11 protein-coding genes are annotated in these 12,848 nt (G+C 65.5%); 6 read left to right on the top strand and 5 right to left on the bottom strand.

Features of this window, described 5'->3' with window-relative positions; genetic code table 11:
* Window position 1 precedes the first annotated feature (1 nt).
* Window positions 2-1,390: an ABC transporter ATP-binding protein gene (locus NCR34_RS04710; RefSeq protein ID WP_248321675.1), complete on the bottom strand. Its 1,389-nt coding sequence runs from the start codon at window positions 1,388-1,390 to the stop codon at window positions 2-4.
* Window positions 1,391-1,402: 12 nt separating this feature from the next.
* Entirely contained in the window at window positions 1,403-3,154 is a 1,752-nt protein-coding gene (locus tag NCR34_RS04705) for an ABC transporter permease (protein ID WP_248321674.1), read from the bottom strand.
* 819 nt (window positions 3,155-3,973) lie between these two features.
* Here NCR34_RS04705 and NCR34_RS04700 point away from each other — a divergent pair.
* Window positions 3,974-5,656 carry a sensor domain-containing diguanylate cyclase gene (locus tag NCR34_RS04700; RefSeq protein WP_248321673.1) on the top strand — a complete coding sequence of 561 codons (1,683 nt, stop codon included), beginning with the start codon at window positions 3,974-3,976 and terminating at the stop codon, window positions 5,654-5,656.
* A 95-nt stretch (window positions 5,657-5,751) separates the two neighbouring features.
* Window positions 5,752-6,015, top strand: coding sequence for a double-stranded DNA-specific endonuclease (locus NCR34_RS04695; RefSeq protein WP_175939818.1), 264 nt, complete (start codon window positions 5,752-5,754; stop codon window positions 6,013-6,015).
* 25 nt (window positions 6,016-6,040) lie between these two features.
* Here NCR34_RS04695 and NCR34_RS04690 read toward each other — a convergent pair whose 3' ends face one another.
* Window positions 6,041-7,384: an ATP-binding protein gene (locus NCR34_RS04690; protein ID WP_248321672.1), complete on the bottom strand. Its 1,344-nt coding sequence runs from the start codon at window positions 7,382-7,384 to the stop codon at window positions 6,041-6,043.
* Complete coding sequence (locus NCR34_RS04685) at window positions 7,368-8,090, bottom strand: response regulator (RefSeq protein ID WP_175939816.1); 723 nt, start codon at window positions 8,088-8,090, stop codon at window positions 7,368-7,370. The genes NCR34_RS04690 and NCR34_RS04685 overlap by 17 nt, the downstream gene beginning before the upstream one ends.
* A 221-nt stretch (window positions 8,091-8,311) precedes the next feature.
* On the opposite strand from NCR34_RS04685, the gene NCR34_RS04680 reads away from it, so the two are divergent.
* Window positions 8,312-8,905 (top strand): Spy/CpxP family protein refolding chaperone, encoded by a 594-nt coding sequence (locus tag NCR34_RS04680; protein WP_248321671.1) that lies wholly within the window; start codon window positions 8,312-8,314, stop codon window positions 8,903-8,905.
* A 64-nt stretch (window positions 8,906-8,969) separates the two neighbouring features.
* Here NCR34_RS04680 and NCR34_RS04675 read toward each other — a convergent pair whose 3' ends face one another.
* Window positions 8,970-9,668, bottom strand: a complete 699-nt coding sequence (locus NCR34_RS04675) for a pirin family protein (protein ID WP_248321669.1) — start codon at window positions 9,666-9,668, stop codon at window positions 8,970-8,972.
* 464 nt (window positions 9,669-10,132) lie between these two features.
* Here NCR34_RS04675 and NCR34_RS04670 point away from each other — a divergent pair, with 464 nt between their 5' ends.
* Genes NCR34_RS04670 through NCR34_RS04660 form a run of 3 tightly spaced genes read left to right on the top strand, consistent with a single transcriptional unit; the run spans window position 10,133 to window position 12,395 of the window.
* Window positions 10,133-10,819 (top strand): ABC transporter permease, encoded by a 687-nt coding sequence (locus NCR34_RS04670; RefSeq protein ID WP_175939813.1) that lies wholly within the window; start codon window positions 10,133-10,135, stop codon window positions 10,817-10,819.
* Window positions 10,820-10,873: 54 nt separating this feature from the next.
* Window positions 10,874-11,587, top strand: a complete 714-nt coding sequence (locus NCR34_RS04665; RefSeq protein ID WP_248321668.1) for an ABC transporter permease — start codon at window positions 10,874-10,876, stop codon at window positions 11,585-11,587.
* Between the two features lie 28 nt (window positions 11,588-11,615).
* Window positions 11,616-12,395 carry an ABC transporter ATP-binding protein gene (locus tag NCR34_RS04660; RefSeq protein WP_175939811.1) on the top strand — a complete coding sequence of 260 codons (780 nt, stop codon included), beginning with the start codon at window positions 11,616-11,618 and terminating at the stop codon, window positions 12,393-12,395.
* Window positions 12,396-12,848 lie beyond the last annotated feature (453 nt).

Raw genomic sequence — 12,848 nt, 5'->3', positions numbered from 1 at the left:
ATCAGGCCTCCACATCCTCCAGACTCAGCATCTCCGTCTGGTCGTTATACGAGAAAATCTCGCCGTAACGTCCCCAGTCGATGACCGCATCGAGCGTCTCCTGCGCGGCTTTATCGGAGAGAAAGTCTTCGAGTTCCTGCTCGAAGCGCACGCGCGGCGCGCGATGCCCCGGCCGCTCGTTGAGCACCTTCTTGATTCGCGCGGCGAGCGGCACATGCCGCAGCAAGTGCTCGGCGAACATCATCTTGCGTTCCTGCGTGCCGAATTCCGCGAACACGCGGGCCTGCGGCGTCAGATAGATGTCGCCTTCGCGCACGTCCGCGAAACCGAGATGTTGCAGCACTTCGGCGATCGGGAACAGGTCGTCCACTTCCAGATGCAGCGTCCGCGCGATCTCCGGCATGTCCGCCCGGCCGTGGTACGGCTCGGCGGCGAGCGTTTCGATGAGACCGGCCATCAGGTTCGTCGACACGGACGGCAGCCAGCTTCCGAGCTCCAGCCCCTTCTTCTTCGCGTCGTCGAGCTGGCGGGCGGTCATCTTCGCGTAGATGTCGTCCACCAGGCGCCGGAACGCCGGGTCCAGCCGGTTGCGCGGGTGCTTGAACGGCACCTTGATCTCGGCCATCACGCGGCCGGGATTCGACGACAGCACGAGAATGCGGTCGCACATGAACACCGCTTCTTCGATGTTGTGCGTCACGATCAGCACGGACTTGATCGGCAGACGGCCCTGCGTCCACAAATCGAGCAAGTCGGTACGCAGGTTTTCGGCGGTCAGCACGTCGAGCGCGGAAAACGGCTCGTCCATCAGGAGCAGCGTCGGATCGACGACGAGCGCCCGCGCAAAGCCCACGCGCTGCCGCATGCCGCCCGACAGTTCGCGCGGATAGGCGTTTTCGAAGCCGTCCAGACCGATCAGGTCGATCGCCGCGAGCGCCCGTTCGCGGCGCTCCCGCGCGCCCACGCCCTGCGCTTCCAGACCGGCCTCCACGTTTTGCAGCACGGTCAGCCACGGAAAGAGCGCGAAGGTCTGGAACACCATCGCGACGCCCTTCGCCGGGCCGCGCAATGGCTCGTTCAGATAGGTCACTTCGCCGTCGGTCGGCTCGATCAGTCCGGCGATGATGCGCAGCAGCGTCGACTTGCCCGAGCCCGAGCGCCCGAGCAGACCGACGATCTCGCCTTCGCGCAGCGAGAGGTTCGCGTCGTCGAGCACGAGCAGTTCGCCCTGCGTCTTGTTGAAGCCGCGGCTCACGTTCTGCACGCGCAGAATCTCCGCGCCGAGGCGCGGCGGCTTCAGCGACGCCGACGCCGGCGCGCCGGCGGGCGTGCCGGGAGTGCGCACCGCCGCCTGCTGGGCGGGCGTCTGGGTATTTTTAAGGTTCTGCATCGGAACTCGTCCTCAATCCAGTCGAAGCCGCGCTTCGGCGTAGGCGTACAGCGGGCGCCACAACAGGCGGTTGAACAGCGTCACGAAGAGCGACATCACCGCGATGCCGAGAATGATCTTCGGGTAGTCGCCATCGGCCGTGTTCTGCGCGATATAGGCGCCCAGTCCGTGCGCGACGACACTGGTCTTGCCCCACGACACCGCTTCCGCGACGATGCTCGCGTTCCACGCGCCGCCCGAAGCGGTGATCGCGCCGGTGACGTAGTACGGGAATATGCCCGGCAGCATGGCCTTCTTCCACCACTGCCAGCCGCGAATCTGGAAGTTCGTCGCGGCTTCGCGGTAATCGTTCGGATAGGCCGACGCGCCCGCGATCACGTTGAAAAGGATATACCACTGCGTCCCGAGCACGATGAGCGGCGACAGCCAGATATCCGGGTTCAGGTGCCAGCGCACGATCCCGACGACGAACACCGGAAACAGCAGGTTGGCCGGAAACGCCGCGAGGAACTGGGCGAGCGGCTGGAACTTCTCGGCGAGCGCCGGGCGCAGGCCGATGAGCACGCCGATCGGCACCCAGATCACCGACGCAATCGCGATCAGCACCACCACGCGCAGCAGCGTGATGAAGCCGAGCACGAACACATGCCCGACTTCGCCCCAGGTGACGCCCGTCGCGACGAACGACACCACCTTCCAGACCACGTACGCGGTAATCACGAGCACCGCCGCGCCCCACGCGATATCGCCGGCGCGCGTCGACGACACCGGCGCGCGCAGCGGCAGCTTCACGCCTTGCAGCGACGGCAGTTTGATCGGCACGCGCGCCGCTTTGGCGAGAATCCATCCCGCCGGCACGAGCAGCCGGTGAATCAGGCGCGTGCGGCGAATCAGGTCGAGGAGCCACGATTCCGGCGCGTTGCCCGAACTCGTGTTCTCCATGCGGAACTTGTCCGCCCACGCGACGAGCGGGCGGAACATCAACTGGTCGTAGGCAAGAATCACAACGGTCATCGCCAGAATCACCCAGCCGATCGCGCCGAGGTTGCGCTCGCCGATGGCCGCCGCGAGATACGCGCCGATGCCCGGCAGCACAATGCTGCGATTGCCGACCGTGATCGCCTCGGAGGCCACGACGAAGAACCAGCCGCCCGACATCGACATCATCATGTTCCAGATGAGGCCGGGCATCGAGAACGGCACTTCGAGCTTCCAGAAGCGTTGCCAGTTGGTCAGGTGAAAGCCGCGCGAGACTTCGTCCAGGTCGCGCGGCACCGTGCGCAGCGACTGGTAGAAGCTGAACGTCATGTTCCACGCCTGGCTCGTGAAAATCGCGAAAATGGCCGCGCACTCCGCGCCGATCACGCGCCCAGGGAAAAGCGCGAGAAAGAACGTGACGGTAAAAGAGATGTAGCCGAGCACCGGCACCGACTGGAGGATGTCGAGAATCGGCACGAGCACGAGCGACGCGCGCCGGCTCTTCGCGGCGAGCGTGCCGTAGGCGAGCGTGAAGACGAGCGACGCGACCATCGCGGCCAGCATGCGCAAGGTCGTTCGCAACGCATATTCGGGGAGATTCGCGGGGTCGAGCGAGATCGCCTGCGTCTGCAGGGTCGAGATGGGCGCGAGCGTTTCGTGGAAGCCGACAGCGGCGAGCGCGATGATGCAGATGATCATCGGGAACGCCACGAAGTCCCAGCGGTTGGGCAGGAGCCGCCAGGCGGACGCGTTCGCCGTGCGATTCAGATTGAAACCAAATTCCATTCAAGGCCCTCCCCGTAAGGCTGTGTTACGACCGCGCAAGGCGCGGATGATGCTCGAGACGGCCAGTGCCGTCGTCCGGGCGAGCCCCCTCACTGTAGCTGCCGCGACGGCGCGCGATGACGCACGACGGGTTCAACAGGTTCAACGCGTCCGGCCGCCCGCCGGACGACACGCGCTCGCGCTGAACCGAGCGACACTACACCACTCACGATGACAGGCACAACCTTCGCGCCGAACTTTGACTCGCGGCGTGCGGCTTCTGTTGCTCATCGGCACGGCCGGGCCGAACTGAAGGGCCGGCGCAAACCGGCGCGCGCCGCTTCATCCTTGCAGCGCGCTTTCGGCCCGCCATCGCGCCGAACGCACGCACAAGCGGGCCGCCGCGGCAAGCGAACCGCGTGGTTGCGAAGCAATGTGTTGGGCGAACGCCTTTCGCAGTAATAAGGCGCTTGATAGACGACGAAAAACATCGTCCAATCTGGGCTTGTCACAAACAATAAATGAGCGCCGATGCAATGCGAGACGCCAAGATCGAGTCGGAAGGCCGTCCGACGGACACGAGACACCTTTCTGGCCGCACGCCCGAAGCTCGCGCGCATGCACAGACCGCCGCCGCCGCGCCTGACAGACGCAATGAACGCGCCCGGGCAAGCCGGCTGACCGCCCGCCTCAGGGCGGCGATTATCGCGTTTTTGGCCCGTGACGGCGAGTCCCCGCGCGAATCGGCCACGCCCGGCGCAGCGCTTCTCGCGGCCGCGTCGCGAGCACGCGCCGAACACCCGATGGCCGTGGCGTGACGCCGCGACACGGGCCCGACCAATGAACAAGCTCCTCCTGCACCGTGCCATCGCGACGCTTTGCCTCGCGTTGCTCGCGCTCGGGTGCTGGGTTGCCGCCGGGCTGCTGTCGGACCGGATGGTACAGCAGGAGATGACCGCGACCGTGCGCACCGAACGACAGATGGCTGGCTCCATCGTCGACAACATGGCGCAGATCATCGCGAGCGACCTCGCCATGTCCCGCGCCATTCCCGCGACGCTCGCGCAGATGGACGTCACGCAGCGCGCGCTGTCGGAGTCGCGGCGTTACGCGTCGAGCGTGAAGGCGACGGAAAACGTGCGGCGCCAGCAATGGATGGCCCGGCCCGGACTCGACAAGGTGAACCGCTTCCTGCACGACGCGCAGGGCTTCTCCGGACTCGACTCGCTCTGGCTCGTGAACGAACAGGGCTACTGCATTGCGTCGAGCAACGCGGGCGAAGACGACAGCTTCATCGGCTACGACATGAGCGGCCGCGCGTATGTCGTGCGGGCGCTGCTCGGCGGTTTCGTCGAAATGTACGGCGTCGGCCGGCTGTCGGGCGAACCGGGCATCTTCATCGCCGCGCCCGTGTATCAGGACGGGCTCCTGGTCGGCGCGGTGATCGCGAAGGTCAGCATCGACCGGTTGCGGCACTGGGTGTCGCGCCCCGGCACGTTCGTCACCGACGAGAACGGCGTCGTGGTGATGGCGCACGACGGCCGGCTCGAATATCGGGCGATGCCGGATGCGGCCATCGCCCGCATGACGGCCCGCGAGCGCCTCGAACACTATCGACGCGATGCGTTCGCGCCGCTGCGCATCGAAAACGTCGGCGAGCGCATGCGGCAGTCGGCGCCCTGGCTCGCGCCCGCGCTCGCGAAGGGCTTTTTCGCCGTCAACGGCGACACCGTGCCCTCGCTGTACGACGAGCGCACCGGCCTCAACTCGGGCTTGTCGGCGCATATCGTCCACCCGCTCACCAGCTGGACAGAAATCACGCGCAACCATAGCCGCGACCGCCTGCTCGTGTTCCTCACGATGCTGGGCGTCGTGACGCTCGCCGTGGTGATCGCCACCTCGTATTCGCGCGAGCGCAGGCTGCATCGCGCAACGCGTGATCTGGCGGAGCAGTTGCAATCGGCCAATACGCTCTTGTCGGCGGAAGCGCGCCACGACGCGCTCACGGGCGCCCTGTCGCGCCGCTATTTCCTCGACACGCTGCGGCAAGAGGTCGAACTGGCGCGCTCGACCGGCACGCCGCTGTCGGTCGCCATCGCCGATCTCGACCATTTCAAGCAGATCAACGACCGCTATGGGCACGCTTCAGGCGACCGCGCGCTCGAGCATTTCGCGGAAGTCTGCCGCGAGCAGCTTCGTCCGAGCGATGCGATCGGGCGGCTCGGCGGCGAGGAGTTCGGCATTCTGCTGCCGCAGACGTCGCTCGCCGACGCGCAAGCCGTGCTCGAACGGCTGCGCAAGCGCTTTCATCACGAGCACTGCGCGCATTTACCGGACGATGCGGTGCTTTCGGTGAGCATCGGCATCACCGAACAGGCGAGCGACGACGCGCTCGAATGGATGCTCTCGCGCGCCGATCTCGCGCTCTACGAGGCGAAGTCGCGCGGGCGCGACCGCAGCGAAGTGCGCCCCGCCGACCCGCCGGCCACACGCCACACCGAAGACTCGCTCGCCGGCAAGTAGCGCCGCTTGCATGTCCCTCGTCGCCACGCGGACATGTCCGCGCAGGTATCATCGGTGCTGGGTATCGACTGCGTGGCTGTTATCGGGAGGATTGCATGAAGGGAAATCTGGTCATCGTGTGCCGCGATCAGGACGCTGAAACGTTCGACCAATTGCTCGCGGAGTACGGGTCGTTCCAGACGCGGCTGTCGTCCACCGCGTGGTATCTGAAGATCGACCTCGCGCCCGAGGTGATTCAGGAGGAAATCCTGTCGCGCCTCGGCAAGTACACGACGCACTACATCTTCGAGGCGTCCACCGTGACGTACAACACGGTAGATAGCGAGGCGGCCTCGGCGCTTCAGACGCTGTTCGACTGAGCCTCGCGGAATTACGGGCGCGTGGTCAGAACGCGCGCTCCTCGTGCGGCGATCCGGCGCGGCGCGCCGTGACCGTCCGCGCGGCGGGATCGAACGGGAAGGTCATCGCGACCCGCAAGCCGCCATCGACCTGATTGCCGATCTCGCACTCGCCGCCCGCGCGCCGCGCGAGCCGCTCTACGATGGCGAGCCCGAGGCCGCTATGCCCGCTGCCGCCGCGCGCCGGATCCAGCCGCACGAACGGGCGGCTCGCCTTGATGAGGTCGTCGGGCGCAATGCCCTTGCCGTGGTCCGACACGGACAGCACCCAGCCTTTCGCCTCGCGCCGCGTCTCGATGACGATGGGCGGCGCGCCATAAGCATGCGCGTTGTCCAGCAGGTTCGAGAGCAGGCGGTCGAGCGTCGCGGCCGGCAGCACGAAGCCCGGCCCCGCTTCGAGCTTCAGGCGCACGGTATCCGCGCCCGGTGCGACCGCGCGATACGCCCGCGCGACGCGCTCGCACTGCTGATCCACCGCGACCGGCTCGCTGCCGTCCGGTCGGTCGTGCGCGAAGACGAGAAACTGATCGACGATATGCGCCATGGAATCGACGTCGCGCACCACGCCGTCGCGCGTTTTCTCGTCGTCCATCATTTCGGCGCGCAGGCGCAGGCGCGCAAGCGGCGTCTTCAGATCGTGCGCGACGCCCGCCAGCATCACCGCGCGGTCGCTCTCGCTTTGCGACACTTCGCGCACCATCTGATTGAAGCCGTGCGTGAGCTGGCGCAACTCGCGCGGGCCGCGCTCGGGCACGGGCGGCGTGGGCTGCCCGCGTCCGAAGCGCGCGACCGCCTGCGCGAGCGAGCGCAGCGGCGACTGCAACTGCCATGCGGCGAAGAGCGCCGCCAGCACGGCCGTCGAAAAGATGATGGCAAGCCACACGAGCATGCGGTCGCGCGAGCGCGGCGGGCGCAGCGGCTGCACCGGCACGACGATCCAGCCCGCGTCCTTCGCGCCGTGGACCCAGACGCTCGGCGGCGCGCCGGGCGGGCCGGGGCGCACGTCGGTGCCGTCCGGCAAGCGGTCTTTCATGTCCTCGATGAAGCGCGAGAGCGGACGCGGAAGCTCGTCGCCGCTCGCGGGCTGCGGCACATCCGCGGCTTGCAGCGGCACGATGCGCACGCGCGAGGGCAACGGCTGCTCCGGATTGTTCGCGATGTGCTGCCGCACCGCTTCGACGAGGAACGCCGCTTCCTCGACGGCATAGCGCGTTTGCGAGTAGTCGCGCTCGACGCGGATGACGGCGAACCACGCGAGGTGCGAGAGCACCAGCACGCCGATGACCAGAACGACGAGCCGGCCGAACAGCGAATCAATGGGCCGGCGCATTTTGCTCGCCGTCGGGCACGAACACGTAGCCGCGTCCCCGCACCGTCTGGATGAAGCGCGGCGCGGAAGGATCGCTCTCAAGAATGCGCCTCAGGCGCCACACCTGCACGTCGATGCCGCGGTCGGTGCCGTCGTATTCAGGACCGTGCAGCAGTTCGAGCAGGCGCTCGCGCGTGAGCGTGCGCATCGGGTGGTTCACGAAAATCTTGAGCAGCGCGAATTCGCTGCCGGACAGCGTGATCGGCTTTTCGTCGTGTTGCAGCGTGCGCGACTGGAAGTCCAGGCGGAAGCGGCCGAACGAATACGGCTCGCGCTGCTCGGGCGCGGCGGACGGAATGGTGCGGCGGCGGCGCAGCACGGCCTGCACGCGCGCGAGCAGTTCGCGCGGGTTGAACGGCTTGCCGAGATAATCGTCCGCGCCGAGTTCCAGACCGACGATGCGGTCCACGTCGTCCGCGCGCGCGGTCAGCATGATGACGGGAATGTCGTCGCCCGATGCGCGCAGCTTGCGCAGCGCCGTCAGGCCGTCGACGCCCGGCATCATCAGATCGAGAACGATCAGATCGGGGCGCTCGCGCTCGATACGGCGTTCGAGCGAACCGGCGTCGTGCAGCACCGATACTTCGATGCCCTGCCGGACCAGATAGTCGCGCAAGAGATCGCGCAGTTCGGCGTCGTCGTCGACGACAAGAATTTGTGTAGTCATGAGAGGGAGTTTAGCGCGTGAGCCCCGCCCGCTCGGCGGCTCTCGCGCCGCAAAGGGTTACGGGGTGTTACCGCGAAAGCAGCGCGTAAACCAGCGTAATACGAAACGCCGCCCCGGTAACACGCGCGCCGGTACGAGCCACTACGCTGTGTCTCACCGACCAAGCGCGGTCTCAACGAAATCCGCGCATTCGGCTCCGACATCAATCAGGGAGTCTCACGATGAGCAAGCAATATCGCATTCTCGCCGCCGCTGCTACCGCACTCGCGCTGACCTTCGGCGCGGCCCACGCCGCCACCAACGACGCGCCGAACGCGCCGCCGCCCGGCGCCCCGGCCATGATGGGCGGGCCCGGCGGTCATCACATGGAAATGCGCATGCAGAAGCAGCTCGACGAGTTGCACGGCCAGCTCAAGCTGAATACGGATCAGGAAAGGCTCTGGCAAACGGCCATCGACACGATGAAGCAGAATCACAAGGCCATGCGGGAAAGCCATCGCCAGATGCGCGAGCAGTTCCAGTCGATGCAGAACCAGCCGATTCTGGACCTGAACGCGATGCACGCGGCGCACCAGAAGCTCGAGCAGCAGCAGATGCAGTTGCACGAGCAGACGGCGACCGCCTGGCTCAACTTCTATAACGCGCTGAACGACCAGCAAAAGACGACCGTGAGCACGGCGCTCAAGCAACACTTCGCCCGCATGCGCGAGCATCAGCAGAAGATGCACGAGCGCTGGGGCAAGCATCGCGGCGGGCCGGACGCGGCTCAGGCCGCGCCGGGCGCGCCGGGCGCCTCGGCGACTGCGAAACCGTAAACGGTTCTCGCAGGCGAAAAAAAACCGCGGGCTCGCGCCCGCGGTTTCTCACATCAATGGCCGGTCAAGCCAGATCGAACAGCAGCACTTCCGCCCGCTCGCCGCCGTCGATCGTCACTTTGGCGATGTCCTCGATCTTCGCGGCATCGCCCGCGCCGAGCGCCTCGCCGTTCACCGACACCTTGCCGCGCGCCACGTGCACATACACGCGGCGGCCCGCCGGCACGTCGAACTCGGCGCGCTCGTCGCCATCGAACAGGCCCGCGAAAATCCGGGCGTCGGCGCCGATCTTCACCGAGCCGTCCGTGCCTTCGGGCGAAGCGATCACGCGCAGGCGGCCGCGCTTTTCGTCATCGGTGAAACGCTTTTCCTCGTAGCCCGGCGCGCCGCCCGGCGCATCCGGAATGATCCAGATTTGCAGGAAGTGCGCCGTTTCGGTCGGCGAGCCGTTGAACTCGCTGTGCCGCACGCCGGTGCCGGCGCTCATGCGCTGGACGTCGCCGGGGCGGATGGTCGATCCATTGCCCATGCTGTCGCGATGCGCGAGCGCGCCTTCCAGCACGTAGCTCACGATCTCCATGTCGCGATGACCGTGCGTCCCGAAGCCCTGCCCGCCCGCGACGCGGTCTTCGTTGATCACGCGCAGCGCGCCGAAGTGGACGTGCTCCGGATCGTAGTAATCGGCGAACGAGAAGGTGTGATACGAGTCCAGCCAGCCGTGGTTAGCGTGACCGCGTTCGTTGCTGCGGCGAATCTCGAACATGTTGTGCTCCCGGTGTAGACGTTGAACTGCGATGGAGACAATGTAAGGGCGGCCGCCTGCCGGAACAACGAGCGCAACGGCACTACACCGTCCCGCCGATGGAGGTAATCGGACTTCTCCGGCTATCGCCGCGCGCACGCCGGGTTCGGGTAAAATACCGCGCTTTTCGGGCGGCAGCGCCTTCGGAAACACGGGCATTCGGGACCTTCGCGGCATCCACGACAATCGCGGCATTTGCGTTTTGGGCGTGCTCGCCAATTTTGGCCACCTAGAATACGGACCGCCGGCGCCCGCGCCACGAGCGGCGCCGGAAAGAAACGAGACCATCCGCGTCGGGGCTTCATCGAGGTAACGCCGGCGAGCCGCGCGTAGGCGGCCAAATTCGGCAGCGAGTTACGGCGGAAGCGCGGCGGCGAGCCGCTTCGTGCGCGCGTGGAATGGGCGCACCTTATCAAGGAATCACCATGTTGCAAGGCTACGGTCCGCTGATCCTCGCGGGCACCTGGCAGACCGTCAAGCTCGCGGTGCTGTCGCTGGCGTTCGCCTTCGTGATCGGCCTCATCGGCGCGGCGGCGAAGCTCTCCAAGAGCCGTATCGCGTCGGGCATCGGCACGGTCTATACGACGCTGATTCGCGGCGTACCCGATCTCGTGCTGATGCTGCTGCTCTTCTACAGCATCCAGATCTGGCTGAACCTGCTCACCGACCAGCTCGGCTGGGATCAGATCGATATCGATCCGTTCCTCGCGGGCATTCTCGTGCTCGGCTTCATCTACGGCGCGTATTTCACCGAGACGTTCCGCGGCGCGTTCCTATCGGTGCCGCGCGGCCAGCTCGAAGCGGGCGCCGCCTACGGCATGACGCCGTGGCAGACCTTCTCGCGCATCATGTTTCCTCAGATGATGCGCTTTGCGCTGCCGGGCATCGGCAACAACTGGCAGGTGATGGTGAAGGCGACCGCGCTCGTGTCGATCATCGGCCTCGCGGATGTGGTGAAGGCCGCCCAGGACGCCGGCAAAGGCACGCAGCGGTTCTTCTTCTTCACGCTGCTCGCGGGCGTCGTCTATCTCGCCATCACCACGATCTCGAACTTCGTGCTGATCTGGCTGGAGCGGCGCTACTCCATCGGCGTGCGCAAGGCGGACCTTTAACCAGCGGCATTCGGATATCCAGCCTTATTCCAGTATCAAAGAGCGGCGGACTTCATGATCGAAATCATCCAGGAATTCTGGAAGAACTACCTTTTCACCGACGGCTACCGCATTACCGGTCTCGCCATCACGATGTGGCTGCTCGTGGTGTCCATCGGCCTCGGGTTCTGCCTCTCCGTGCCGCTCGCCGTGGCGCGGGTGTCGAAGAACAAGCTGCTCTCGCGCAGCGTCTGGCTGTACACGTACGTGTTTCGCGGCACGCCGCTCTACGTGCAACTGCTGCTCTGCTACACGGGTCTTTACAGCCTGCAGGTCGTGCGCGATCACATGCTGCTGTCCGAGTTCTTCCGCAGCGGCATGAACTGCACGCTGCTCGCGTTCACGCTCAACACCTGCGCGTACACGACGGAAATCTTCGCCGGCGCGATCAAGGCGACGCCCTACGGCGAGATCGAAGCGGCGCGCGCATACGGCATGTCGAGCTTCACGCTGTATCGCCGAGTGATTCTGCCGTCGGCGCTGCGCCGCGCGCTGCCTTACTACAGCAACGAAGTCATTCTCATGCTGCACGCGACGACCGTCGCGTTCACGGCGACCGTGCCGGACATCCTGAAGATCGCGCGCGATGTGAACTCCGCGACGTATCAGTCGTTCCAGGCGTTCGGCATTGCCGCCCTGCTCTACCTCGTCATTTCGTTCGCGCTCGTGTGGCTCTTCCGCCGCGCCGAACATCGCTGGCTCGCGTACCTGCGGCCGCAAGGCAAATAAGTCAGGCAATCGGGCTACAGGACCGCACATGAATTCCCAGAAGCACAAGCTTTTCGTCGACGACATTCACAAGCAGTACGGCAGCAACGAAGTTCTGAAAGGCGTCTCGCTGAAGGCGAACGCCGGCGACGTGATCAGCATCATCGGGTCGTCGGGGTCCGGCAAGAGCACGATGCTGCGCTGTATCAACTTTCTTGAGCAGCCGAATCGCGGGCGCATTTTCGTCGACGGCGCCGAAGTGCGCACGATGTTGGACAAGACCGGCGCGTTGAAGGTCGCGGACGCGAAGCAACTGCGGCAGGTCCGCTCGAAGCTGTCGATGGTGTTCCAGCACTTCAACCTCTGGTCGCACATGAACGTGTTGGAGAACGTGACGGAGGCGCCCGTGAACGTGCTCGGCCTGCCGAAGAAGGAAGCCGAGGACCGCGCCCGCACGTATCTGGAGAAGGTCGGGCTCGCGCCGCGGCTGGAGAAGCAGTATCCGTCGCATTTGTCGGGCGGCCAGCAGCAGCGCGTGGCGATTGCGCGCGCCCTCGCCATGCACCCGGACGTCATGCTCTTCGACGAACCCACGTCTGCGCTCGATCCCGAGCTCGTCGGCGAAGTGCTGAAGGTGATGCAGACGCTCGCCGAGGAAGGCCGCACGATGATCGTCGTCACGCACGAAATGGCGTTCGCGCGCAATGTGTCGAACCACGTCGTGTTTCTGCACCAGGGGCGCATCGAGGAGGAAGGTCGCCCGAACGAAGTGTTCGCTCAGCCGAAGAGCGAGCGGCTCAGGCAGTTTCTTTCGGGTAGTCTCAAGTAGCTGCCGCACACTCTTCCAGAAAAAGCGCCCGCGAGGCGCTTTTTTTTCGCCGCCGCGCCCCGCCCGACGGCCCTTCCAGCCCATTTCTGCCACCTAGCGCCGAGACGTCCGCGCGTCAATAGGCGTGAAACCTGACCCCGAAACTTTCCCGAGCGCGGAGCCTTGCTGCATAAGGCTTTACGGGCCGTTTCCCATGCTTTGGGTCGCGTCCACGCCACAATGGCTTTGCGTTTTTGACACACCGCATCGGCGAGCGTCAAATTCCTTTGGCGAGTGTGACGTAATTTGTTAAATTGGTAACTAAAGTACCAAAACGAAGTGCACAAAAAGTAGTTTTACTTCAAAACAAAGTGAGGAAACGCCAGTCGACGGACCGGCGTCAGATTCGCGCCCACGACGCGCGAGTCGTCACGAGCACTGTCGTTACGCGTGTGTCGTTCCTCGAAAAACAAT

The organism is Caballeronia sp. GAWG1-5s-s (assembly GCF_023631445.1).
Classification (GTDB): domain Bacteria; phylum Pseudomonadota; class Gammaproteobacteria; order Burkholderiales; family Burkholderiaceae; genus Caballeronia.
The sequence above is the reverse complement of the archived record's forward strand: the minus strand, read 5'-3'. Positions and strand labels throughout refer to the sequence as shown.

Coding starts and splice junctions, on each gene's coding strand:
- NCR34_RS04710 (WP_248321675.1), bottom strand. CDS start 1,390: ATGCAGAACCTTAAAAATACCCAGACGCCCGCCCAGCAGGCGGCGGTG.
- NCR34_RS04705 (WP_248321674.1), bottom strand. CDS start 3,154: ATGGAATTTGGTTTCAATCTGAATCGCACGGCGAACGCGTCCGCCTGG.
- NCR34_RS04700 (WP_248321673.1), top strand. CDS start 3,974: ATGAACAAGCTCCTCCTGCACCGTGCCATCGCGACGCTTTGCCTCGCG.
- NCR34_RS04695 (WP_175939818.1), top strand. CDS start 5,752: ATGAAGGGAAATCTGGTCATCGTGTGCCGCGATCAGGACGCTGAAACG.
- NCR34_RS04690 (WP_248321672.1), bottom strand. CDS start 7,384: ATGCGCCGGCCCATTGATTCGCTGTTCGGCCGGCTCGTCGTTCTGGTC.
- NCR34_RS04685 (WP_175939816.1), bottom strand. CDS start 8,090: ATGACTACACAAATTCTTGTCGTCGACGACGACGCCGAACTGCGCGAT.
- NCR34_RS04680 (WP_248321671.1), top strand. CDS start 8,312: ATGAGCAAGCAATATCGCATTCTCGCCGCCGCTGCTACCGCACTCGCG.
- NCR34_RS04675 (WP_248321669.1), bottom strand. CDS start 9,668: ATGTTCGAGATTCGCCGCAGCAACGAACGCGGTCACGCTAACCACGGC.
- NCR34_RS04670 (WP_175939813.1), top strand. CDS start 10,133: ATGTTGCAAGGCTACGGTCCGCTGATCCTCGCGGGCACCTGGCAGACC.
- NCR34_RS04665 (WP_248321668.1), top strand. CDS start 10,874: ATGATCGAAATCATCCAGGAATTCTGGAAGAACTACCTTTTCACCGAC.
- NCR34_RS04660 (WP_175939811.1), top strand. CDS start 11,616: ATGAATTCCCAGAAGCACAAGCTTTTCGTCGACGACATTCACAAGCAG.